The sequence below is a fragment of the Pseudomonas sp. 5Vm1k genome (assembly GCF_056161485.1).
Genome location: NZ_JBSPCZ010000003.1, coordinates 49,014 through 72,684 on the forward strand (window position 1 = coordinate 49,014; position 23,671 = coordinate 72,684).

Below are 23,671 nucleotides of genomic sequence, written 5' to 3' on the forward strand. Positions count from 1 at the left end.
GTAGTACCTCTCTCTTTCAGTTTTGCGCCCGGTCGGGCGTCTCGGATTTAGTGTTTGCGGCTACGTTTTGTTGGCGCACGCCAGCTTCTTTGAGCTCTGCGACCCACTGCGGGTCGGCGTCACCGATTTCGTTGTTCACAGGCAGATAACGTTCAGGAAACTCCCAGATCAGCACTTGTGGCGGGCTGTTCTTGAAAGCATCGCTTTTCAGGTAGCTGAGCATCGGCAGAATCGGGCCGTGGCCGTCTTCGGCGTAATTGACCACGTCGCTGTGCAGCGCTTGTTTCAGTGCACCGACGAAGTTCCAGTTAGGGTTGGCGCTGTAGCTGGTGCCGATCAGGGCCACCGGCACTTCGTTGTTGGCGAACAGCGCGTCATCAGCGGCAGGCTGGTCATCAGCCGCCACGGTGTTGCGCTTCTGCAGCGGCTCGGTGGCCGGCATCAGGTTTTCGAACAGCGGGTCCAGCGGCAGGAACAGTCGCAGGTCGCCTTTGTGGGTGACTTTTTCCGCCGGTGTGGTGACGAACTTTTGCGGTTCGCCGCTGAGCGGGGTTTTCTCGGTAATAGTCTTGGCCAGGGTTTCGGCGGCGATTTGCGCGCCTTCCGGGGTCCAGTGAGTGTCGGTGCGCAGGAACACTTGCTCACCGTTCAGCTTGGCCTGATTGAACGGGCCGAGCAGGTCGGGGGCGAGGATCTTGTCGGCCGCCACACGAGCGTGGAAATCTTCATACAGATTGGCGTGGATACTTGCCGGTTTCACTTCACCCAAGTGTTCCGGGTACAGGCGAACCTTGGCCGGCACGATCGCCATTACCAGTTTGATGCCTTTGGCTTCCAGGGTTTGGCGCACGCCTTCGACCAGCGCGTAGTTGCCTTGCAGGTTCAGCTCTTCGTTGACGATCGGGTTGAATTCTTCATCGCTGTACAACCATTGGTCGCGACCGAGCACCACGCCCGGACGACCTTCGTTGAACAGTTTGAAATCCAGCGCGGCCCAGAGGTTGGTGCCCAGGCGTTTGATCGGGAACTCGGCGTCGTAGTGCGTCTCCACGGCTTTGGTCCAGCGACCATTGAGCACCGTGGTTTCGGCACTGGTGCTGAAACCGAAGAAACTGCGCGTGGACCACAGACCCAGGACCAACAGGGTCACCAGGAACAGGGCGATGTAGAGGATGCGTAATGAGCGGGTCATGGTCAGATCCCTCAGAACTGGAAGTAAAGGAACGGCGAGAAGCTTTGCGCCGAGAGTTTGAAAATCGAGGCGATGAACAACACCAGCACCAGCGTGCGCATCAGGTAGCGCGGCCAGTCAGCGGACCAGTAGGCCGGTTGCACGGTGGCTTCAACGCCCACGGTGTAGCCCGGCTGGTGGATGCTGCCCGGGTTGTCGCCCGGTACGGCTTTGATCATTCCAGGCGTTGCGGTCGCCGGGCCATCGGCCTCGACGTTGACCACAGGCTTGGTTTTTTCCGGCGGACGATTGGTGTAGAAATCGCGGATGCCGAAGAACGCCAGGGTCATGTAAGCCACCACCAGGGTCGCGACTTGCAGGCCGGTGAGGCTGGCCTGGTTGAGTTCCGACAGCGACCATTCGCCGAAGCTGAACATCGCGCCGTACATGCGACCGGCAACGTGCAGGTTTTCCGAGCGGAAGATCACCCAGCCCATGACCACGAGCAGGAAGGTCAGCGCCCAGCGGATCGGGTTGATGCTGCGTGGCGAGGTGTTCAGGCCCAGGGCCTTCTCGATCGCCAGCCACATACCGTGCCACGCACCCCAAACGATGTAGGTGATGTTCGCGCCGTGCCACAGACCACCAAGCAGCATGGTCAGGAACAGGTTGCGATAGGTCATCAGCGTGCCTTTACGGTTACCGCCCAGCGTGATGTACAGGTAGTCACGCAACCAGGTGGACAGGCTGATGTGCCAGCGACGCCAGAACTCGGTGATCGACTGGCTGATGTACGGCTGCTTGAAGTTTTCCATGAAGCGGAAACCCATCATCAAGCCCAGGCCGATGGCCATGTCGCTGTAGCCGGAGAAGTCGAAATACAGTTGCGCGGTGTAAGCCAGGGCGCCTAGCCAGGCGTCACCGGTGGTTGGTGCTTGCAGGGCGAAGCAATGGTCGGCCACCACCGCGAGGGTGTCGGCGATGAACACTTTCTTGATGAAACCCTGCATGAACCGCGTGGCACCTTCGGAGAACTTGTCGAGGGTGTGGGTGCGGTTGTTGAACTGGTCGGCGAGGTCGCGGAAACGCAAGACCGGGCCGGCAATCAGGTGCGGGAAGATCGCCACAAATGCGGCAAAGTCGATCAGGTTACGAGTCGCCGGGGTGTCACCACGGTAGACGTCGATGATGTAGCTGATGGACTCGAAGATGTAGAACGAGATCCCGATCGGCAACAGCACGTGGGTCAGGATGAACGGCGACAGACCGACCGAGGTCATCATCGCGTTGATGCTGTCGACGCCGAAGTTGGCGTACTTGAAGTAGCCGAGAATGCACAAGTCGACGGCCACGCCCAGGAGCAACCAGCGCTGGGCCGGTTTGGTCCGAACGCCTGCGGCACCGACTTTGAGGCCGATCCAGTAGTTCCACAGCGTCACGGCGGCGAACAGCGCAAGGAAGTCCACACGCCACCAGGCATAGAACACATAGCTGGCGATCAGCAGCAGCAGGTTGCGATAGCGTATTCCGCTCAAGTAGTACATGCCGAGAAAGATCGGCAGGAACAAAAACAGGAACACGTTGGATGAAAATACCATCCCGGTCTCTCCATGTTTAACCAACAGTCAAGGGCCAACGGCCCCCCCAAACCCCCCACGAAAAAACGGGGGCATACAACTCAACTCACGTCTTGCACTAAACCTGTGGGAGCGGGCTTGCTCGCGAAAGCGGTGTGTCAGTCGACATCATTGGTGAATGTCAGACCGCATTCGCGAGCAAGCCCGCTCCCACAAGGGGGAGAGTGCTAGCTCCCCTTGTTGCCTTTTTCATTGGCCGGGTCGTAGACCTTGGTCAAATCCCCACCGAGGCGGAAGGTCTTGAACGGCTGCATCTTGTGTTTCTGCGCCAGCACATCCGGCGGGCAGGTGTAGAGCGAGCAGAACGGTTCGAGCCAGGCGAATTTCGAATCGACCTTGAGGTCGGTCATGTCCTGTTCCTTGCCGTTCTTCTTCTCGAATTCATCCGGATCTTTCACACCCGCGAGCACTCGATCACCCAGGCGTTTCAGCGCGCCGTTGTTTTCCTGACGCAAATCCACACCGTTGACCAGCGCGAAACTGGCGATCATCGACAGTGGCGGCAGGGCATAGTTGTGATAGGCGAGTGCGCGTTGTTGGCGCTTGAGTTCGTTCGGCAGGAAGCCATCGGCGTCAATCTGGTTGGCGCCGACTTTGTATTCCTTCACCGACCAGTCGAACAGGTCGCGGCGGTTGGTGGCGATGGACGTTGCCATCACCGACCAGGCGGACCAGTACGAGTGGTTGTTGGTTTTATCGAGCGGCAGGTTGTCCCAATCGCTGACCACCTGGTCCGCCATTTTGCTGAACCAGGCTTCGATCAACTGCGACTCTTGCTGGTGATTAGCCAACGGATGCGAGTCGGAGAACTTCAGGCGAATGTACGACGACGCCATGCTGCCCAATGCCCATTTGCGCATCGATTTGCCGGTGTGGTTGAAGTCCTTGGACATCAAGGCATCGGCCTTGGCCCAGGCCGTCAGCCAGTTGAGCGTGCATTCGAGTTGTTCCGGGCGACCGTCACGCATGAACTGCATGACGCGCTTGCTGGTGCCGCGTTCCAGTTTGGTGATGTCGGCGGTGGTGTCGCGGAAGGCTTTTTCCGACTGCACGTTCAGGGTCGAACGGGCCTTGTCGGAACCTTCGTATTTGCTGCGAAATTGCAGGGCGCCGGTGTAAGGCGTCGGCATCGCGTCGCAACCTTCGCTGCTGTCGCCGGTTTTGACTTTTTCAATCGGCGCGAAATAGCCCTGAGGCGGACGCAATGGCGCGGCGGCCTGGGTGGCGCCAGCGAACATTGCCAGCGTCAGCAGGGAAGGAGCGAGTAACTTTTTCAAAGTTCGGGTTTGCATATGAACCTCATTGCCCGGCCTGAGCGGTACGTTGCTCAGCGCCTGGGAATACGTTGCGTTTGCAGATTTTCGCTTCGACTTTTTGTGGCGCGGCACCCGCTTCAGGGCCCTCGACTTCGACGGCCAGCAGATTCTGCGAGGCCCAGTCTTCATCCGTGCGCAACTCAAAGGCGAAACGCCCGTCGGTGTCGGAGGTTTCCGGTTTTTCGATCTTGATGTCCTCGTGGCGACCGTTCATGTACCAGAGGGTGGCGTGCAGGACTTTCACCGACGCATCGGCGAACTGGATGTCGACCTGGTGACTGCTGTTTTGCAGGTTCAGGTTCTTGCTGTTGACCATTAATTCGTTTTTGCCCGGTTTCAATGTGGTGCTACCGGTCATCTGTGTTTCCTTGCCTTCGCAACCGTTGTCCAGCAGCGCCATCATCTGGCGGTAGATGGTTTCCTGGTCGAGGCGATAGAGCGGCGAGAATTCCCAGATAAGGATCTTCGGCGGTTTCTTCTGGAACTCGTCGCTGCCCAGATACTGCAGCATCGAACCTTCCAGGCCACCGCCAGGGAATGCCACATTGAGAATGTCGGCACCGATAGCCTCTTCGAGGAAACCGGCGAAGTTGTAGTTCTTGCCACTGTGGCTGGTGCCGACCAGGGTGATCTCCGGATTGCCGGAATCACTGAACAGATCGCCATCGTTCGCTTCGCCTTTTGGCTCAGTGGTGAACTGATCCATGTACTGGATCGCGTAGCTAGTGCCACAGAGTTGACCGGCCATGTTGTGTAACGTTCCGGTCTTACCCATACGACCCGACTTATGGCTCTCGAATTCGCGCTTCGGCACGTCGGCAAAGGCCGGCATTTTCTTGATTTGCTCACCGACGATTTTCGCTGTGCGCTGGGCGCCGTAAGGCGTCCAGTGTTGGTCGCCGCGGAAGTAGAAGTCGTGGGCCGGCAGAGTGTCGGGCAGCGTCTCGTTGGTCAGCGGCGACAGGTCCGGCACGGTGTAGCCCATGGCAGCGAAGCGGCCGAGCATGGTCTTGTAATTCTTCAGGGCCTTGTCGAAATCGTACTTGGCCTTGTCTTCCGGGTTGAGCTTGTTGCGGTTTACCAGGCCACGGGTCGGCTGGTAAACGACGACCAGTTCCACACCTTTGCTCTTGAACGCATCGTGCAGTTCTTTCATGCGTTTGTAGCCGGCAGGGGAGGTGTCGAACTCGGTACGCAAGTCTTCTTGCGTACGGAACAGCCAGTCACCCTGGGCCTGGACCAGCGTTGTGAAATTCTGCTGATACCGGGTGGTGTAGTTCTTCGCGTCGTGGGCTTCCGGGCACAGGTTGCAGCACGGGTCGGCGGTGAACTTCGGCGCCGCTGCGCTGGCGGCGGCATCGTCGGCACGGGCGCCAGCGCTGGCCGCGAGCATCCCGGCGGTCAGGGCCGACAGGCTGAGTAATTTGATCAAGTGTGGGTGCATAAAATTATCCTCAGTCCCGCATTTCGGTCTGGCGTTCGACAGGGTCGATCAGCACGGCTTTCTGCTGGCGCACCAGCAGGTCGAGAATTTCATCCTGGCGCTCGCCAAGAATCCCGTTGAAGCTGATGCCACTGGATTTGGTCGGCGCGAGCATGGACACGCGGTACAACTCGACGCTCAGCGGCGAGTCGATGGCCAGCGGTCCGCTGCCATTGCCGGCCAGTTCGCCACCGACCACGATCAGCGACACCTGGGCGTCGAACGGGTCGAGCTTGATGTCCCGGTCGGTGTCGCTCAGGTCCTTGATGTGCCCGTAGACACCGGTCAGACCGTTGGCCATGGCGAGGTTTTCGTAGAGGCGAATGTTCACGCTGTTACGAATCCGGATGCCGTGACGCTTGTTGCCGATCACCTTGTTGCCCCACAGCAGATTGTCAGCACTCTCGTAGAGGGTGATGCCGTCGGTGTGGTTCTTGTAGATCTCGTTGTCGGCGATCAGGTTGTTCACGCTGTTACGGTCGATCACCAGCCCCGAGAGGTGGTTGTCGTAGCTGCGGTTGTTGAAGATGAAGCTGTCGTTGACCTCACGGGAAATGATGATCCCGTGCTTCTTCTTGGTCCCGTGTACGGTGTTGTCGGCGATGATCAGACCGTGCGAGCGGTCATGCGGGTCAATGCCGTAGACGATGTTGTCTTTGTAGGTGTTGCCCTTGACCACGAAGTCGCGGGTTTCGTAGCAGTAGAAGCCGTACCACATGTCCGAGAACTCGGAGCCGACGATCCAGCCGGTTGGTTCAGCGCGCTTGAGCACCTTGGCCATGTTCGGCGTGTATTGGGAAATACTCACGCCGTAGGACTTACTGTTGGCATAGCCGAAACTGGCGATCTTGCTGTTCGCGATATAGGTCTCGGTGCCGCCCCAGGACAACAGGAACGGACGGAATTCCTTCGGCGTCTTGAACAGCGCCGGCCCATTGTTCTTTTCGCTCCACCCGGTAATTTTGGTGTCACGCACAAACAACTGACCGTCGTTGACCAGGAACGACCCGGCCTCTTGGGACAGGCGCAATTCCTGGGTCTGCTTGTCGATTTCGAGGATGCCCTTGCGGCCAACCACGATCGGCAGCTTCGCCAGAAATACACCCGGCGAAGTTTCGCTGATGTACTTTGGTTCTTTCTTCGCCAGGTCTTTCAGGTTCATGTAGCCGTCGTCGACGAAGATCGCCTGCGGGATGCCGTGCTGACGCACCACCCACTCAGCCATCTTGTTGTCGCCGCCGATGAAGTCCTTCAAGGCGTCTTCCTGCATCATCCGGCGCACGCTGATCTTGCCCGGTTTGGTCCGCACCACTTTCGCGGCGATGGCTTCGGCGGTATAGCCAGAGGTGTCCGGCAGCTTCGGCTTGGCCAGGTTCAGCGGCGCGGTCGGTGCACTGCTGACGGTGTAGGTCTTGGCTTGCTGCAGTCCTTTGGCCAGGGTGCTCGGCTGGCCTTTTTGTGCAGGCGCAACCGGCTCCGCATTGGCGAAGGCGACCGAGCTGGCCAGCAGCATCGCGCCGGCCAGCAACGTGATCGAGCCGATCTTCGGATGGGTCATGTCGGGCACTCCTTTCGCGGCTCGCATCAGAAGCGCCAGATCACGTCGATGAACGCGCGGTGCATGTACGAATCGACTTCTTTGCCGTAGGCATCGCCGGGCTTGAACACACCGCCACGGAAACGCACCAGGGCCGAAGGCTCATCGATCGACTGGCTCAGAGCGGCAGGCAGCAGCCCTTGCTTGAAGTACTTGGTGACCACCAGGTCCATTTCCTGACCCAGGTCCTTGTTGCCATCTTGCAGCGGCAGCGAGGTGCTGGAGAGGATCGCGCCGGTGGCGTCGTCGGTGTTGTTCTCGACGGCGTTGATGCCGTTGCTGCCCACCGGTTTGCTGCCGTCCACGCGCCAGAACTTGTGGTACACGAGGCTGGCGTCGTATTCGTCGTTGAGCATCCACGAACCGAACAGGGTCGCAGTTTGCATGTTGTTCATTTCGCCACGGAAGGCTTCGCCGAAACGGTGAACCCGCGAGCGAGTACCGGTGTAGTTCGAGCGGTTGCTTTCCAGGCCGTTCTGTTCGTAATCGGCGCTGGCGCGGGCATAGGCTGCACCGACTTGCCATTGCGGATCGAGGCGCAGACGCACGCCGACATCGGTGGCCCAGCCGTTGAGGTCTTCACCGGTCTTGGCTTCGGTCGGGCGGGTGCCGTCGGCATTCAGCGCGTTGACCGTGTCGGTGTCGCCGCTCATACCGGTGATGCTGCCCCAGTAGTTGACGGTGTTGGTGTTGCGCCAGTTGTAGGCGTCGCTGTCAGCGGTAAGGCCGAGCCAGCTGATGTCGCCATTCTGTTTTTTGTCCAGCGAGTCGCCGGCCACACCCGGTTCCGGGTAATCGAGCTTGCCGTCATCGTGGGTGTGATGACCGCGAATGCCGACCCAGTTGCCCGGCGTCCACTGATACGCCGCATCGGCGTAGGCGTGCAGGCGATCCTTGTCTTTTGGCGCCAGTTCTTTCAAGTCGGTGCGGTATTCGCTGAAGCGTTCGGCAACACCGGCGTTGGCACGCAGCAGGGTGGTGTCGAAGGTCCAGTTCAGCGCTTCGATGTTGGTATCGCGCCATTGGCCGTCGTCATTGCGCAGGCGTTGACGACCGAGCTTGAGCATCTCGCCCGGGTAAGGCGTGAGGCCGCTGTAGCCGACCCAGAACTCGCGCATGGCCAAGTAATTTTTCTTGGACTTGCGGTCACCGCTGTCGGTGGTCTGGTTGGTGTCGTCGGCCTGTTGCAGGGTGTCGGTTTCGATGATGTCGGTGGACGTCACCGCCTGACCCATCGCATAGGCGCTCCACGCGCCGCGTTCGCCGTAGACCCATGGACGCAGGTCGAGGCCCAGGCCATTGACGTCGCCGCCCTTGGCGGTACCGAGGTCGGCGTCGTCTTCGGACTGGCCGGTGACTTTCACTTCAAGACCGTAGTTCTTGGCTTCGGTCATCGCGGCCAGGGTCGGACACGACCACAGCAGGGCGAATGTCAGGCCGATACCGGCCTTAACGAATGGATTGAGCTTCATAGTGTTTCCTCGCCGTCTTCTTCTTGCAGGGCATGCAAATCCAGCTTGTTCTGGCTCGAGGAACCACGAACGGCCTGTTCTTGTTTCAACAGGCGTTGGGCCTCGGCGAGCTGGGCAGGCGGCAGTTGGGCTTCGAGTGTTGTCGCGAGCTCATTGGCTTGCGGGGTGTCCTGAGCCTTGGCCAACTGGCTGAAGACGTACGCGTTTACCGGGTTGGGTTTGGTGCCCTTGCCTTGGGAAAACAGTTGGGCAATGGCGAAGTCGGCGCTGTTCTGGCCGTTGCGCGCAGCGGTCAGCAGGTGATCCAGGGCTTTTTGCGAATAGACTTTGCCCAGGTAACCACGGCGATAAATCTGGCCGAGGTAGTAATCGGCGGCCACTTCACGGCCAACGGCTTTCTGGAAGTGTTCTTCGGCGACCTTGGCGTCGGCCGGCACCCATTTGCCTTCGTAGTAGAGCTTGCCCAGCAACAGTTCGGCACGGGGTTGATCCGCGGCGCGACCGTTATCCAGGTACTTCATCATGGTGTCGACGTCACCGAGTTCCGGGAAGTCGTAGAGCAATTGCGCCAGGCTGACCCAGGAAGCGGGGTAGCCAGGGGCGATACCTTCGAGCAGCGACTGGGCGGTTTTCTCGTCAGTCTTGCCCAGGGTTGCATCACCCAATACGCGAGCGACGCTGTCCACGCGCTGAGCGGAAACGGTGCCACGCGCATGAGCGGCTTGCATCTGTTTGATCAGCTCGGCGGTTTGCTCTGGCTTGGCTTGTTTCTGGTAAACCGTGGCCAGTTCGACGTAGCAGATGTCGGTGGTGTTCAACGCGGCTTTGCAGATGGATTCGACTTCGTCCAGGTGCTGGTCGTAAGTGCCTTGGGTGCGATACAGCAACACTTGGGCCAGGCCCGCTTCCGGTTTGCCTTCGGCGCGCCATTGGCTGATCTGCTGCTGGGCGTTGATGTTCGGGAAACTGTGTGGATATTGCAGGTACAGCATGGCCAGCGGGATCAGGGTGTTGCCTTCGCCATTGGCCGAGGCTTTTTTCAACAGGCCTTCGGCTTCGTGCTGTTCGGCTTCGGTGGAACCGGGCTTGGCCACCAGCAGGCGACCGAGGCGAGCCTGGGCCCGCGGCGAGACGTCGGCCGCGGCGCGGTAAGTCGCCTCGGCCAGTTTCATCTGCGCCGGGTCACGGCTGTCGACCTGGATATCGGCCAGGCCCACTTGGGCTTCGCTGTAGCCCAGGTTGGCCAGTTGCTGGTAGTTCTGCTGCGCCAGCGCGGTGTCGCCGCGCTTGAGGGCTTCGTTCGCCAGGCGTTGGTCGGGCAGGCCGGCGCAACCGCTGAGGCTGACTGCAAGGGCCAGCGAGCAGAATGCAAAACCCATGTGGGAGCGGGCTTGCTCGCGAAGCAGGCGCTGCGGTGCATCAGGCAGACCGCGCTGATCCCTTCGCGAGCAAGCCCGCTCCCACAAGGTTTGCGGTGTTTTCAGGAGACTGATAATCGTCACAGGCATGTCCTCGACTTAAATACCGGCGGCCATGGCTTTGTCGATCAGCCAGTTCAAACTCGGGCCACGATCGCTGTTCACTTCCACCGGGCGACCGGCGAAGGTGGTGTCCAGCGGCTCGTCAGGCTTGATCTGGACGCGGATGTCGGAGGACAGGTCGGCACTTTTCAGGCTGGTGCTGCTGACGATCTTGCCGGTGCGGGTCTTGTCTTCGCCGGCGATTTCGAAGGTCACTGGAGCGCCCGGACGCACATCGGCGAACTGGCGATAAGTGAAGCGCGCATCGATGTTGGCTTCGCTGTTACGCGGCACCAGGGTGAAGATCACGTCGCCCTTGCTGGCGTACTGACCGTTGGCAACCAGTTGCTGCGCCACGGTGCAATCGCACGGCGAGGTCAGGGTGCCGGTCATTTGTTTGCCGAACAGTTCTTCAACCTTGGCCGGTTGCAGTTGGTCTTCGTCCAGATGGCCCTTGAGGACATCGAGCATGCTGGTGCTGAAGGTCGCCAGTGGTGCTCCTTTGGCGGCAATGCCGTCGCTTTTGATCAGGCTCTGCACGGTGCCGTCACGGGGCATGGTGATGTTCATGCCCGGTACGCTGACGATGCCGGCCTGGGCGTGACTGACGAAGTACATGCCGTACACCGACTTGAAGATGAAACCGAAGGCCGCGAGGCCGACGAGGAAAATCGCGAAGCTGAACGTCACCGCTCGCAAGCGACCGAACGGGGTCATGCCGTGGCCGCCGTCCTTGACCTTGCGCGCCTTGGTGAAGTTGTCGCGCTGCAGGGTCGCCAGCACTTCACCCATGCTGACGATGTCGCCGGCCAGGTGAGAGGTGATCAGGTGGCGCAGGGTCGAGATGTCCTGGGTTTCCAGATTCTGGAATTGGCAACCGGTACGGCCGGTCTGGCGATCGTAGGAGCGGATCTGCAACTCCACGTCCATCGCCAGGCCCAGGTTATCGATGACGAACTGCAGGCGAGCCTTGTGCACTTCACCAATGGTCAGGGCTTTCTGGGTGCCGGCGTTGAAGCACAGGCCGCCAGCGGAAAGGTCTTCGACCCGCGCCTCGAGCGGTGCACCGGTGGTTCCGAAAAAACGCAGCTTGGCCGGGATTTTCACTCGGGCGTGTTGGCGCTGGGCTTCGGATTCATGCACTACGTTGGTGTTCACGGCGGTATTCATAGGGGCAATTTCCTGGTTAATTCAATAAGGGGGCGGTCAGACCATCATCAGCAGCACGGCGACGAAAACGCTGCCGGCGGAGAAGGTCATGGTCCGAGACGACCAGGTGTTGAACCAACGTTGAAAGCTGGCGAGATCACGGGTCAATTTGGTGTCCTGGCGAGTCCAGGATTGTTGGTCGAGGCGGAAGAACACGTAGATCTTCACCAGCGCGCCGACGATCTGGTTGTAATAGAGAATCATCGGGTAGGCCGGGCCGATCCGGTGACCGGAGCACGACAACAGCAAGGTCAGAATCAGACGGGTGAGGCCGATCCACAGCAGGTAAGCGAGGATGAACGCGCCGCCGTACTTGAAGCTGGCGATGATCGCCACCGTCAGGCCGAGCAGGGATGTCCACATCGACACGCGCTGGTCGAACAGCACCACTGAAGTGAACAGGCCGAGGCGTTTCATCCCCAGGCCCAGGGCGCGGGAGTTCTGGCGCAAGTTATTGCCGTACCAGCGGAACATCAATTTGCGGCTGGCCTTGATGAAGCTTTTTTCCGGCGGGTGTTCCACGGTGTGGATTGCCGCGTCGGGGACGTAGAAGGTGTCGTAACCCAGGCGCATCAGGCTGAACCAGCTCGACTTGTCGTCACCGGTCAGGAACTTGAAGCGGCCCAGGCGCCAGTGTTGCAGCGAGTCGCTTTCCACGTCGGCGATGAAGTCCGGGTCGGTCACCACGGTTGCGCGGAACACTGACATCCGGCCGGTCATGGTCAGGACGCGCTTGGACAGCGCCATCGAACACATGTTGATGTGGCGTTGGGCGAATCGCAGTTTGTGCCATTCGGCCATGACGTAGCCGCCGCGCACTTCGCAGAACTCGTTGGTGGTCAGGCCGCCGACATTGCCGAACAGCTGGAACCACGGCACGGTCTTGAGCACGACGCCGGGGGCGAGCACGGTGTCGCCATCGATCACTGCAACCACTGCACGGTCGTCCGGCAGGTGGCGGGAGATGGCGCGGAAACCGTAGGCCAGGCCATCGCGCTTGCCGGTGCCGGGAATGCGCACGAAGTCGAGCTTGACCCGGTCCGGTGGATTCATCCGGGCCCAAAGGCTTTTCACCAGCAGCTCATCGGACATTTCCACGATCGAGCAGACCATGGTGGCGGGCAGGCCGCAGTCGATCGCCTCGCGAATCACCGAGGCGTAGACCTGAGCAGTGGTCAGGGCGTCGATACGGAAACTGGTGACCATCAGGTACACATGGGACGGGTCAGCTGCTTTACCCAGCTTGCGCACTTTGCGCCGCAGGTGCGGGTAAACCACGTACAGGAACAGCATGCCGCGCAGAAAGTGCGTGGCACCCATCGAGTAACGCCAGATCCCGATGAAACCGATCAGGAAAATGAAGTCCTTCGACTCGGAGTCGAACGTGGACGAAGGCAACGCCATGGCGATGCCCATCAATAAACTTAGGTAAAACAGCCAACCGGCGGCCTGTAAAAGGCCGTGCTTTAGCCTGTGCATAATCTGCATCCGTCTCTATCTCGGGCGAGCCTGTTGGGTGGCCCGATGGGGTTAAGGCAGGCGAAAAAAACCAGGTCAATTCCCTCGGACCCGTAGGAGCGAGGCTTGCCCGCGAAAGCGGCGTACCTGACACATCACGTCGTCTGGTTCGCCGGCAAGCCTGGCTCCTACAGAGGGCTGCTTGTTACCAGCAGATACCTTCGGTGCGATCTTTGACGCTGGTGGCTTGGGACATGAAGCCGACCAGGTCGATCACTTGCTTGCCGTGTGGAGCCTGTTCCGCCAAGGCGCGGAATTTCTCGTCACGGTTGCCGAGGATGATCACGTCGGAGTTGTTGATCACGTCGTCGAAGTCGGAGTTGAGCAGGGACGATACGTGCGGGATCTTCGACTCGATGTAGTCCTTGTTCGCGCCGTGGACACGGGCGTACTCGACGTTGCTGTCGTAGATGCTCAGGTCGTAACCCTTGCCGATCAGCATTTCCGCCAGATCTACCAACGGGCTTTCGCGCAGGTCATCGGTGCCGGCCTTGAAGCTCAAGCCGAGCAGGGCGACTTTGCGTTTGTCGTGGCTGGAAACGATGTCGAAGGCGTTCTGCACTTGCGACACGTTGCTGCGCATCAGCGAGTTGAGCAGCGGCGCATCGACGTCCAGGGAACCGGCACGGAAGGTCAGTGCACGCACGTCTTTCGGCAGGCAGGAGCCGCCGAATGCGAAACCTGGGCGCATGTAGTACTGCGACAGGTTCAGGGTTTTGTCCTGGCAGACCACTTCCATCACTTCACGACCATCGACGCCGACAGCCTTGGCGATGTTGCCGATCTCGTTGGCGAAGGTCACCTTGGTGGCGTGCCACACGTTGCAGGTGTACTTGATCATCTCGGCGACGGCGATGTCCTTGCGGATGATCGGCGCGTCGAGTTCTTCGTACAGGGCTTGCAGCACGTCGCCGCTGGCCTTGTCGAACTCACCGATGACGGTCATCGGTGGCAGGTCGTAGTCGGCGATCGCGGTGCTTTCACGCAGGAATTCAGGGTTGACCGCCACGCCGAAGTCGACGCCGGCTTTCTTGCCCGAGCAGTCTTCGAGGATTGGGATGACAACGTTTGCGACCGTGCCCGGCAGCACGGTGCTGCGAACCACGATGGTGTGGCGGGTGGTCTTGTCACGCAGGACAAAACCGATCTCGCGGCACACGGCTTCGATGTAGTTCAGTTCCAGGTCGCCGTTCTTCTTGCTCGGCGTACCGACGCAGATCATCGACAGGTCGGTGTCACGAATCGCCTCGGCGAAGTTGGTCGTGCCGCGCAGTTTGCCCGTCTCGATTCCCTTCTGCAGAAGTTCGCCCAGACCCGGTTCAACAATCGGCGATTTACCGGCGTTGATCATATCGATCTTGTCTTTGGCAACATCGACGCCAATGACGTCATGGCCACGTGCAGACAGGCAACCGGCACATACTGCACCGACGTAACCCAAACCAAATATGCTGATGCGCATCGCATTTACCTCTGTAATTATCAAGCCATTAAATGGCCGGAGTTAATGGTGTTCAGCGGTCGTAGTGCACTCGCAAGTGCGTGCTTACAGGCGCCACAATGCAGCGTGCAGGCAAACTAAGTTCCGAGTGACTAAATAAGTGCACTCAAGATGTGCGCAACTAGGCCTTATTATTGTGATGTGCCCTGTTATGCATCCTGTCCCCGGTTCAGAGGGCATTCGTGCAAAGGTCATGCGCGCTCGATGTCAGGCCGTAAGCCCGTAAATCAAGCGGTTGGGTGCTCGGATGAGCACGTTTATAGGGGCGCTGCCTTGGCCGTATAGGGGATAGTAATGGTGCGTATCTCCTGTCCTTTCGGTGCTGCTCAAATAAGAGGGCCATTAAGCAGAAGTTAGTGTGACAACTTAGCTACATGGTTCTCGTCTCTGTGTAAGTTATCTCCTACAAGCTCAAGAAGAATCGTTACCGGTGGTATGAGCGACGCATTTGGACATAGTTCCTGTCCGCCCATCGCGAATTCTGAAATTTCTTGAAATATTGAAAAAGATGGCACTGCTTTCAAACTGATAGCACTTACGGTTTGGCCCTTTATATATAGGGAAATAATCAAATTAGATGTGTATGTGCCACCACTGATAAATTTTTTCGGTGCCACTACTGAAAAAAAACACGAATGTCGAGTGAAAGAAAAGTTAGAAAGTAGGGTGATGTATTTTTGGCGCCAAGAGAATGGCGAAACAGGCGGGGAATTGTTGGACGATTAAACAGTGCGCACGACCGACGGTCGTGCGCCGAATGAGTGCGTTACTCCGGAGTGTGATCGCGCAGGAATACCAAGTTGTCCGGTTTAGACTGTTCGGTACTGTATCGATAACCCTGGATATCAAACTGCTTGAGCGCTGCCGGATCGTTGATGCGTTCCTCGATAACGAAGCGGCTCATCATCCCGCGAGCCTTTTTCGCGTAGAAGCTGATGATCTTGTACTGGCCGTTCTTCAGGTCCTTGAACTCGGTATTGATGATGCGCGCGTTCAAGGCACTGCGTTTGACCGCCGAGAAGTACTCGTTGGACGCCAGGTTCAGCAACACGTCGTCACCTTGATCGGCCAGTGCTTCGTTCAGCCATTCGCTGATGCGTGTGCCCCAGAAGGCGTAGAGGTCCTTGCCACGGGCATTGGCCAGTTTGGTGCCCATCTCCAGCCGATAGGGCTGCATCAGGTCCAGCGGGCGCAGCAGGCCGTACAGGCCGGACAACATGCGCAAATGCTGCTGGGCGTAATCGAAATCGGCCTCGCTGAAGGTTTGGGCATTCAGGCCGGTGTACACGTCACCCTTGAAGGCCAGCAGCGCCTGCTTGGCGTTTTCCGGGGTGAACGCGGGCGTCCAGCTGCCGAAACGCGCGGCGTTGAGCCCGCCGATCTTGTCGGAGACGTGCATCAACTCGCTGATCTGCGCTGGCGTGAGGTCGCGCAACTGCATGATCAGCTCCTGGGAATGGTCCAGGTATTGCGGCTGGGTGAAACGCTGGGTGGCCGGCGGTGTTTCGTAATCGAGGGTCTTGGCGGGGGAAATCACCATCAGCATGAAGTCGTCTCCTTTAATCGTGCGGCGATTCTAGGGGGTTGTTCGTGTTGACTCCAGCTATCAAGCCCATAGGTGATCGGTGGTGCCACGCAACACCCTGTAGGAGCGAGGCTTGCCCGCGAAGGCGGTGTGTCAGGCGACATTGATGTTGAATGTGCCGCCGTGTTCGCGGGCAAGCCTCGCTCCTACAGGATATTGAGTGGGATCAGCTATAGTGCCGCGCGGGTTTTGTTATGGAGACATCCCTTTGCGTATCATTTTTTTATTCTCGGCCTGGCTCTTGAGCTTCGGTGCCCTGGCGGCGCCTGGCGATGTGGCGACGCTTGATCGCAGCACCTGGCCGGAGCAGCTCACCAGCCCGACCCTGTTCGACGTCGCGTCACGGGCCGAAATCCTCATGTTCGCCCGCGTCCTGCTGGCCAGCGAGTCCCTGAATGAAGCCAGCCTGGCCCAGCGCCTTGGCCTGCGCACCATTAATCTGGACTCGGTCAACAACCTGCGTGAGCGGATGTGGCAGCGCCTGCTGACTAACTACAACTTCGCCCAGCAGAGCTGCGATCAGGACGCGTCGTTCTGTTTCCTGGTCGAAGACCTGCCGACCTTGCGCGAGCAGGCGGCCAAGTTCCAGGTCAGTGACGACAGCTTCTATATCAAATGGTCCGAGCCGAGCCGTTTGTTCCACGCCCAGTACCTGGACGAGCAATTGCGCAAGGCGGCGCTGTTTCCGCAAACCAGTAGCGAAGTCGATCGTTTCGGCGACTATGAGCGCAATGGCGACGAGATGCATGACCGGCTGTTTTTGCTGACCTTCGACAGTGCGGCCAACGCCATTCCGGACAACACCGGTTGGGTGACGGAATACCTGCGCAAGTCAAACATGAACGGCACGTTCTTCGTGCTCGGCAAGGACATTCAGGCGCGTCTGGCCGACAGTTCGGTGGCCAGCCTGCAAGCGATGTATTCGCAGCAATGCATCGGCGTGCAGGGTTGGGAGTTCCGTTCCCACAGCCATTGGCAAGACTGGCAGGACTCGGTGAAACGCAGCGTCGAACTGGTCAAGAACAAGCTGCCGGAGAACTACGTGCCGCTGTTCCGCCCGCCCGATGGCCAGCGTCGTTCCGATGCGCAGGGCTTCTTTGAATCGCAGGGTTTGCAAGTAGCGCTGTGGGACATCGATCCCCAGGACGGCGCCGGCAAGCTCAAGGGCAGCCAGAGCGCCCAGCGGGTACTGACGCTGATGCTGTTGTGGCGCCACGGCGTGATCAATTTCAACGTGAAGCAGGATGCAGTGAAAACGTCGATGCCCTGGCTGATCACGCAAACGGCGCAAAGCGGGATCGGTTGGGAAGACTGTCAGGTGGCGTTTCGCTGAAATCGAAGAAAGCCCGCAATCATTGGGGCGGAGGGTAGGGCGGGGCGATTTTGAAAGGAATTTCGATGCAGGCGGACTTCCGACTTTAACGGCACAATGCCTGCACGCCAAGGGCTATTCGTCACTCTGAAAAATAAACTTCAAAAAAACGTCAAAGTGCTTTTTTCTGTCATGGGTTTTGGAGTATTACGAAGACAGACCGCCGAAACCTGCAACACAGGTGGCGTCTTCCAAGACCCATTTGTGAGCAGTTCACTTGAGTCCCAACAGGTGAATTCGGTGGCCACTTCGAGGCGCAGCACTGTCACGGTATTGCGTCGACTGGCTCCCACAAAGGTGACCGAGTATGGATGATCACGGACGTAGTTCTTCTTCCAACCAGCCAATCCTTTATGTACTCGATACCAACGTATTGATTCACGATCCAAACGCCCTTCTTAACTTCGAAGAACACCACGTTGCGATCCCGATGACCGTGCTTGAGGAGCTGGACAAGCTCAAGAGCGGGCATCACAGCGTTGCGGCCGAATGCCGTCAGGCGATCCGCCTGATCGACAAGACCCTGGGTGATGCCAGCCCCGAGGATGTCGAACTCGGTGTGCCGATCCAGCGCGGCAAGAGTGGGCCCAAGGGTTTGCTGTCAATTCTGATGAGCAAGCGCGCTGAGCCGAACATCATTCTGCCCGAGCACCTGAACGACAACATCATCATCAACCAGTTGATCGACCTGCACGCGCGCGAACCAAAATTGCCCGTGGTGCTGGTCACCAAAGACATCAACATGCGCCTCAAGGCCCGGGCGTGCGGGATTGCGGCCGAGGACTACAGCACCGACCAACTGGTCGACGACGTTTCGCTGCTGCCTAACGGCTACCACAACATGACCGGCTCCTTTTGGGACCTCGTGAGCAAGGTCGAAACCCGTCAGGACCACGGCCGCACCTGGCACCAGGTGAAGTTGATCGACAACCTGCCGGCGGTGCACATCAATGAATTCATCATCGACGAACAAGGGTTTGTCGGCTGGATCAAGGAGATTGAAGAAGACCGTCTGCTGATTCTCGACCTGCATCAGGAACCCCTGTTGCACCAGGAAGCCTGGGGCCTGAAGCCGCGTGACATCTATCAGAGCCTGGCCCTGTACGCCTTGCTCGATCCGGATATTCATCTGGTCAACCTGTCCGGCGCGGCCGGTTCCGGTAAAACCATCCTGGCCCTGGCCGCTGCGATCGAGCAGACCATGGTCAGCAAACGCTATCGCCGCATCATCGCCACCCGCAGCGTGCAGGGCCTGGACCAGGAAATCGGCTTCCTGCCCGGCACCGAAGCGGAAAAAATGGAGCCTTGGCTGGGCGCCATCACCGATAACCTCGAAGCCTTGCACATGGATGACGAAAACACCCATGGCAGCGTCGACTACATCCTCAGCAAAGTGCCGTTGCAGTTCAAATCCCTCAACTACATCCGGGGGCGCAGCTTCCAGCAGAGCCTGATCTTGATCGATGAATGTCAGAACCTCACGCCGCACCAGATGAAAACCATCATCACCCGTGCCGGCGCCGGTTCCAAAGTGGTGTGCCTGGGCAACCTGGCGCAGATCGACACCCCTTACCTGTCCGCGACCAGCTCCGGGCTGACCTACCTGACTGAACGCTTCAAAGACTTCCCTAACGGTGTACATATCACTCTGCAAGGGGTGCCTCGTTCGATCCTGGCCGAATACGCCGAATCGCATCTGTAACCGCTTCACCCAAACCGGGTGGCCTTCTCAGGTCGCCCGGTTTTTTATGCCCAACACACATCCCATCCATTTTTGTGCCTGGCAAAAATCCCCTGTCGGAGCTGCCGAAGGATGCGATCTTTTGATCCTGCTTTTAAAGGGGCGAAGATCAAAAGATCGCAGCCTTCGGCAGCTCCTACGTGGGTTCTGTGGTGAGCCGATAATCTAGCGTGCGAAAAATTGACCCGCAGGTTTACAATCGACGCTCCTGATCAGGAGTAACCCTGTGCTGACTCATCTCGATTCCCAAGGTCGCGCCAACATGGTCGACGTCACTGAAAAAGCCGTGACGTTCCGTGAAGCGACGGCCCAAGCGCTGGTGCGCATGCTGCCCGAAACCCTGCAGATGATCGTAAGCGGCGGTCACCCAAAAGGTGATGTGTTCGCCGTGGCGCGCATTGCCGGCATTCAAGCGGCGAAGAAAACCAGTGACCTGATTCCACTCTGCCATCCGCTGATGCTGACCGGCGTCAAAGTCGAGCTCAGTGCCGAGGGCGACGACACCGTGCGTATCGTCGCGCGCTGCAAGTTGTCCGGGCAGACCGGCGTCGAGATGGAAGCCCTGACCGCCGCCAGCGTTGCCGCGCTGACCATCTACGACATGTGCAAGGCTGTGGACCGCGGCATGACCATCGAAAGCGTGCGCCTGCTGGAGAAGGTCGGCGGCAAGAGCGGGCATTTCCAGGCAGATCCGTCATGAACGTCACTGTGAAATTTTTCGCCCGTTACCGTGAAGCGTTGGGTGTGGACTCGATCAAGGTCGAGGGTGATTTCACCACGGTGGATGACGTGCGCGCATTGTTGGCCCAGCGCGACGGCGCCGATGTGTTGAGCGAGCAGAACTTGATGTGCGCGCGCAACGAAGACCTCTGCCAACTCGACGAGCCGGTGCTTGATGGTGATGAAGTGGCGTTCTTTCCGACCGTGACCGGGGGCTGAGCCATGGCGATTCGCGTGCAGTCCACGGCGTTCGATCCGGGTGCTGAAGTCAACGCCATGCACGCTGCCAATGTCGGCGTCGGCGCGGTGGTGAGTTTTGTCGGCTATGTACGCGACTTCAATGACGGACTCGACGTCGCCGGGATGTTTCTCGAGCACTATCCGGGCATGACCGAAAAGGCTCTGGGCAAGATTGCCCTCGAGGCCGAACAGCGCTGGCCGCTGCTCAAGCTTGAAGTGCTGCACCGCATCGGCGCTCTGGAGCCGGGTGAGCCGATCGTATTCGTCGGCGCCGCCAGCGCCCACCGTCAGGCCGCGTTCGATGCCTGTGCGTTTGTCATGGACTACCTCAAAACCCGTGCGCCGTTCTGGAAGAAGGAAAACACCAGTGACGGCCCGCGATGGGTGGAAGGGCGGGACAGCGATCATGCGGCGGCGGATCGCTGGAAGAAGTAAGTCAGCCTGTTGTTTCTTTGTTGTCCGCTCTGCCGCCTTCGCGAGCAAGCCCGCTCCCACAAGGGAAACGCGTTCCCCTGTGGGAGCGGGCTTGCTCGCGAAGAGGCCCTTTGCTTCACCCAATAATCTACTGACTGAGCACCCGACCATCGGCCAGGTATGATCCCTAACGCCCGATTGACGGTTTATACATAAAAGTCCAGTATGGAATTATAAGTACAAAAAAGGTATTTCCCCGTTTCCGTTCTTTCTTCTGTCTTGCCAAACCAACAACAACCGCGAGAAAACGAACATGAAGAAATTCCCCCTCATCACCGGCCTCGCTCTGAGCCTGTTGGCGTGCAGCACAGTGTTCGCCGCCGATAAAACCTTGCGCATCGGCATCGAAGCCGCGTATCCGCCGTTCGCCTCCAAGACCGACAAGGGCGAGATCGTCGGTTTTGACTACGACATCGGCAATGCCCTGTGCGCGCAGATGAAGGTCAAGTGCATCTGGGTCGAAGGTGAATTCGATGGCCTGATTCCTTCCCTGAAAGTGAAGAAAATCGACATGGCGCTGTCGTCCATGACCATCAACGAAGACCGCAAGAAGTCAGTGGATTTCACCCACAAGTACTACTTCACCTCATCGCGTCTGGTGATGAAGGACGGAGCGGTGGTGGATGACCAGTACGCCAGCCTCAAGGGCAAGACCATCGGCGTGCAGCGCGCGACCACCACTGACCGTTACGCCACCGAGGTCTTTGAACCGAAGGGCATCAACGTCAAGCGTTACGGTAACAACGAAGAAATCTACATGGACCTGGCAGCCGGTCGTCTCGATGCGATTTTTGCCGACACCATCCCGCTGAATGATTTCCTGTCGATGCCACGGGGCAAGGGCTACGCCTTTGTCGGGCCGGAGCTCAAGGACCCGAAATACGTGGGCGAGGGCGCCGGGATTGCGGTGCGCAAGGGTAATGCCGAGTTGGTCAGTGAGCTGAACACCGCCATTGATGGCATTCGCGCGAATGGCGAATACCAGAAGATTTCCGACAAGTACTTCAAGTCCGACATCTACGGCGATTGATCGACCGCTTTCGCGAGCAAGCCCGCTCCCACATTGGAGTGCGATTCCTTTGTGGGAGCGGGCTTGCTCGCGAAGAGGCCCGACCTAACAACACAGATTAAATGCCTAACCCTTCAATTCCTTCAAATGCTTGTACACCGTCGCCCGCCCCATGTTCAGCACATTGGCTACATAGTTGGAGGCGCTTTTGCCTTTGAACGCGCCTTCGGCGTGCAGCGCCAGCACCAGCTCGCGTTTGTGGTCGCGGGTCAGCACATTCAGGCTCAATTGACGTTCGCGCAGCCAGGCATGCAGGAACGTGTTGATCCGCTCCTGCCAGTCATCGCGAAACAGTGAGTCCGGTTGCGGGATCAGCTTGGTTGGCGACAGGAACAGATCCAGCGCGGCCTTGGCATTTTCGAACAGCGAAATATTCAGGTTAATGCACAGCACCGCCAGCGGATGGCCGTCGCTGTCGCGCAGCACGCTGCTGAGGCTGCGAATCTTCTGGCCGTCCCAGTTGAGCTTTTCGTACGGCCCGATGTTTCGTTCGCTGACATCGTCGCTGAGCATGTCCTCCAGCGCTGCGTCATCGCCGATTTCCCGTTTCGACAGGTTATTGGCGATGTAGTCGATTTTTTGCGTACGCAGGTCGTGCAGCACCACCTCGGCGTGAGGAAAAAACAGCGTGGCGATGGCGTCGGCAATCGCCCGGTAGTTGTCCAGGGCCGGGTCTTTTTCAGGTGCATTCATACAGGTAGCTCCAGGCAACGTCAGCGCCCCATCAAGCAGGGCGCTGGAAGTTTGCCGCAATCGTGGCGGCACGTCACCCAAGTCCGCGCTCAACCCAGGCGCGCCGGGGAGAGCATCGCGGCGTCCAGGCCGAAACGGCTCAGTTGTTCCGGCAAGGCTTCGCCGCGCACCAGCGCAGCACTGGCCTGGCCCATGGCCGGCGATGTCTGGATGCCGTAGCCACCTTGCGCCGCGACCCAGAACAGCCCCGGCACCCGGGTATCGAAACCGGACAGCAAATCACCGTCGGCCACGAAACTGCGCAAACCGGCCCAAGTGCGGGTCGGGCGGCGGATGGACAGGGTGGTGGCTTCTTCGATCTGGTAGATGCCCATGGCGATGTCCAGTTCTTCGGCCTGTACGTCGTGGGGTTCCACCGGGTCGGCGTTGGCGGGCGAGCCGAGGAACATGCCAGCGTCGGGCTTCATATAGAAGGACTCGTCGAGTGCCACCAGCATCGGCCAATGGTGAATGTCCACGCCCTCGGGCCCGGCGAAGATGAAGGCTGCACGGCGCTTCGGCTGCAGGCCTACTGGCGCGGCGCCGGCGAGTTCACCGATTTTGTCGGCCCAGGCGCCTGCGGCGTTAATGATAACGGGCGCGCTGAAGGTCTGTCCGTTGGTCTGCACGTGCCACTGGCCTTCGGCGTCACGGCTCAGGCCCAGCACTTCGCTATCGGTATGGACTTCACCTTTATTGCGCTTGATGCCACGCAGATAGCCTTGATGCAAGGCGTCGGTATCGATGTCGCAGGCGGTCGGGTCGTAGAGCGCGCCGTGGACTTTTTCCCGGCGCAGGATCGGCAGGCGCGCGCAGGCTTCTTCGGCGCTGAGCAGTTGCATCTCCGGCACTGTGGCTTTGGCGCTCAGGTACTGATTGTTCAATTCGTCCGGGTCGCCGGTGAAATCCACGGTCATTTCGCCGCGCGGGGTCAGCAGCGGGTGATCGCAGAAACCGCTGGGCGGAGCGTCGAAGAAGTCGCGGCTGGCCTGGGTCAGGGCGCGCACTTGCGGCGTGCCGTAGGCGGCGGTAAACAGCGCGGCCGAACGTCCGGTGGAGTGATAGGCCGGATGGGATTCGCGCTCCAGCACAATGACCCGCCCGTGCTGCGACAGCCAGAAACCGGTGGAGGCGCCGGCAATCCCGCCGCCGATGATGATGAAGTCTGCCTGGCTCATGAACGTCTCCTGTGGGGCGTAAATACCAAAATGTTGAAAATCCCCTTGTGGGAGCGGGCTTGCTCGCGAATACGGTCTGACATTCACCCTTGATGTCGACTGATACACCGCTTTCGCGAGCAAGCCCGCTCCCACA

General features: G+C 59.1%; 19 protein-coding genes. 6 read left to right on the forward strand and 13 right to left on the reverse strand.

What is annotated here, in order from left to right:
• Window positions 1-16: 16 nt before the first annotated feature.
• The 11 genes from ACWIKB_RS06725 to yaaA form a co-directional block, all read right to left on the reverse strand.
• On the reverse strand, window positions 17-1,192 hold the full coding sequence (locus ACWIKB_RS06725; protein WP_475265910.1) for an alginate O-acetyltransferase: 1,176 nt from the start codon (window positions 1,190-1,192) through the stop codon (window positions 17-19).
• An 11-nt stretch (window positions 1,193-1,203) separates the two neighbouring features.
• A complete protein-coding gene (locus ACWIKB_RS06730) occupies window positions 1,204-2,769 on the reverse strand; it encodes an MBOAT family O-acyltransferase (protein ID WP_054049733.1) in 1,566 nt (521 codons plus the stop codon).
• 206 nt (window positions 2,770-2,975) lie between these two features.
• Window positions 2,976-4,100 (reverse strand): mannuronate-specific alginate lyase, encoded by a 1,125-nt coding sequence (locus tag ACWIKB_RS06735; protein WP_475265911.1) that lies wholly within the window; start codon window positions 4,098-4,100, stop codon window positions 2,976-2,978.
• A gap of 7 nt (window positions 4,101-4,107) precedes the next feature.
• Window positions 4,108-5,568 carry an alginate O-acetyltransferase gene (locus ACWIKB_RS06740; protein ID WP_475265912.1) on the reverse strand — a complete coding sequence of 487 codons (1,461 nt, stop codon included), beginning with the start codon at window positions 5,566-5,568 and terminating at the stop codon, window positions 4,108-4,110.
• A 10-nt stretch (window positions 5,569-5,578) separates the two neighbouring features.
• The gene (gene algG, locus ACWIKB_RS06745; protein WP_475265913.1) at window positions 5,579-7,165 is read right to left on the reverse strand and encodes a mannuronan 5-epimerase AlgG; all 1,587 of its coding nucleotides are present in this window, start codon (window positions 7,163-7,165) and stop codon (window positions 5,579-5,581) included.
• A 26-nt stretch (window positions 7,166-7,191) separates the two neighbouring features.
• The gene (locus tag ACWIKB_RS06750) at window positions 7,192-8,676 is read right to left on the reverse strand and encodes an alginate export family protein (RefSeq protein WP_475265914.1); all 1,485 of its coding nucleotides are present in this window, start codon (window positions 8,674-8,676) and stop codon (window positions 7,192-7,194) included.
• On the reverse strand, window positions 8,673-10,178 hold the full coding sequence (gene algK, locus ACWIKB_RS06755) for an alginate biosynthesis TPR repeat lipoprotein AlgK (protein ID WP_475265915.1): 1,506 nt from the start codon (window positions 10,176-10,178) through the stop codon (window positions 8,673-8,675). Before algK ends, ACWIKB_RS06750 begins: the two co-directional genes overlap by 4 nt.
• A 15-nt stretch (window positions 10,179-10,193) precedes the next feature.
• On the reverse strand, window positions 10,194-11,366 hold the full coding sequence (locus tag ACWIKB_RS06760; protein WP_475265916.1) for a PilZ domain-containing protein: 1,173 nt from the start codon (window positions 11,364-11,366) through the stop codon (window positions 10,194-10,196).
• 36 nt (window positions 11,367-11,402) lie between these two features.
• Entirely contained in the window at window positions 11,403-12,884 is a 1,482-nt protein-coding gene (alg8, locus tag ACWIKB_RS06765) for a mannuronan synthase (protein ID WP_475265917.1), read from the reverse strand.
• 184 nt (window positions 12,885-13,068) lie between these two features.
• Window positions 13,069-14,385, reverse strand: coding sequence for a nucleotide sugar dehydrogenase (locus ACWIKB_RS06770; protein ID WP_163908570.1), 1,317 nt, complete (start codon window positions 14,383-14,385; stop codon window positions 13,069-13,071).
• A gap of 805 nt (window positions 14,386-15,190) precedes the next feature.
• Window positions 15,191-15,970, reverse strand: a complete 780-nt coding sequence (gene yaaA / locus ACWIKB_RS06775; RefSeq protein ID WP_475265918.1) for a peroxide stress protein YaaA — start codon at window positions 15,968-15,970, stop codon at window positions 15,191-15,193.
• Window positions 15,971-16,217: 247 nt separating this feature from the next.
• Here yaaA and ACWIKB_RS06780 point away from each other — a divergent pair, with 247 nt between their 5' ends.
• From ACWIKB_RS06780 to ACWIKB_RS06805, 6 genes are all read left to right on the forward strand, one after another.
• On the forward strand, window positions 16,218-17,342 hold the full coding sequence (locus ACWIKB_RS06780; protein ID WP_475265919.1) for a polysaccharide deacetylase family protein: 1,125 nt from the start codon (window positions 16,218-16,220) through the stop codon (window positions 17,340-17,342).
• 346 nt (window positions 17,343-17,688) lie between these two features.
• Window positions 17,689-19,083 carry a PhoH family protein gene (locus ACWIKB_RS06785; protein ID WP_123405490.1) on the forward strand — a complete coding sequence of 465 codons (1,395 nt, stop codon included), beginning with the start codon at window positions 17,689-17,691 and terminating at the stop codon, window positions 19,081-19,083.
• A gap of 265 nt (window positions 19,084-19,348) precedes the next feature.
• Complete coding sequence (gene moaC / locus ACWIKB_RS06790; RefSeq protein WP_077430837.1) at window positions 19,349-19,822, forward strand: cyclic pyranopterin monophosphate synthase MoaC; 474 nt, start codon at window positions 19,349-19,351, stop codon at window positions 19,820-19,822.
• Window positions 19,819-20,061 (forward strand): molybdopterin converting factor subunit 1, encoded by a 243-nt coding sequence (moaD, locus tag ACWIKB_RS06795; protein ID WP_475265920.1) that lies wholly within the window; start codon window positions 19,819-19,821, stop codon window positions 20,059-20,061. The genes moaC and moaD overlap by 4 nt, the downstream gene beginning before the upstream one ends.
• Before the next feature lie 3 nt (window positions 20,062-20,064).
• Complete coding sequence (gene moaE, locus ACWIKB_RS06800; RefSeq protein ID WP_054049707.1) at window positions 20,065-20,517, forward strand: molybdopterin synthase catalytic subunit MoaE; 453 nt, start codon at window positions 20,065-20,067, stop codon at window positions 20,515-20,517.
• Window positions 20,518-20,809: 292 nt separating this feature from the next.
• Window positions 20,810-21,586 (forward strand): ABC transporter substrate-binding protein, encoded by a 777-nt coding sequence (locus ACWIKB_RS06805; protein ID WP_475265921.1) that lies wholly within the window; start codon window positions 20,810-20,812, stop codon window positions 21,584-21,586.
• Between the two features lie 105 nt (window positions 21,587-21,691).
• Here the strand turns inward: ACWIKB_RS06805 and ACWIKB_RS06810 are convergent, their stop codons facing one another.
• Both ACWIKB_RS06810 and ACWIKB_RS06815 read right to left on the reverse strand, forming a co-directional pair.
• Window positions 21,692-22,318 (reverse strand): helix-turn-helix transcriptional regulator, encoded by a 627-nt coding sequence (locus ACWIKB_RS06810; RefSeq protein ID WP_475265922.1) that lies wholly within the window; start codon window positions 22,316-22,318, stop codon window positions 21,692-21,694.
• Window positions 22,319-22,407: 89 nt separating this feature from the next.
• The gene (locus tag ACWIKB_RS06815) at window positions 22,408-23,535 is read right to left on the reverse strand and encodes an NAD(P)/FAD-dependent oxidoreductase (RefSeq protein WP_475265923.1); all 1,128 of its coding nucleotides are present in this window, start codon (window positions 23,533-23,535) and stop codon (window positions 22,408-22,410) included.
• Window positions 23,536-23,671: the final 136 nt, after the last annotated feature.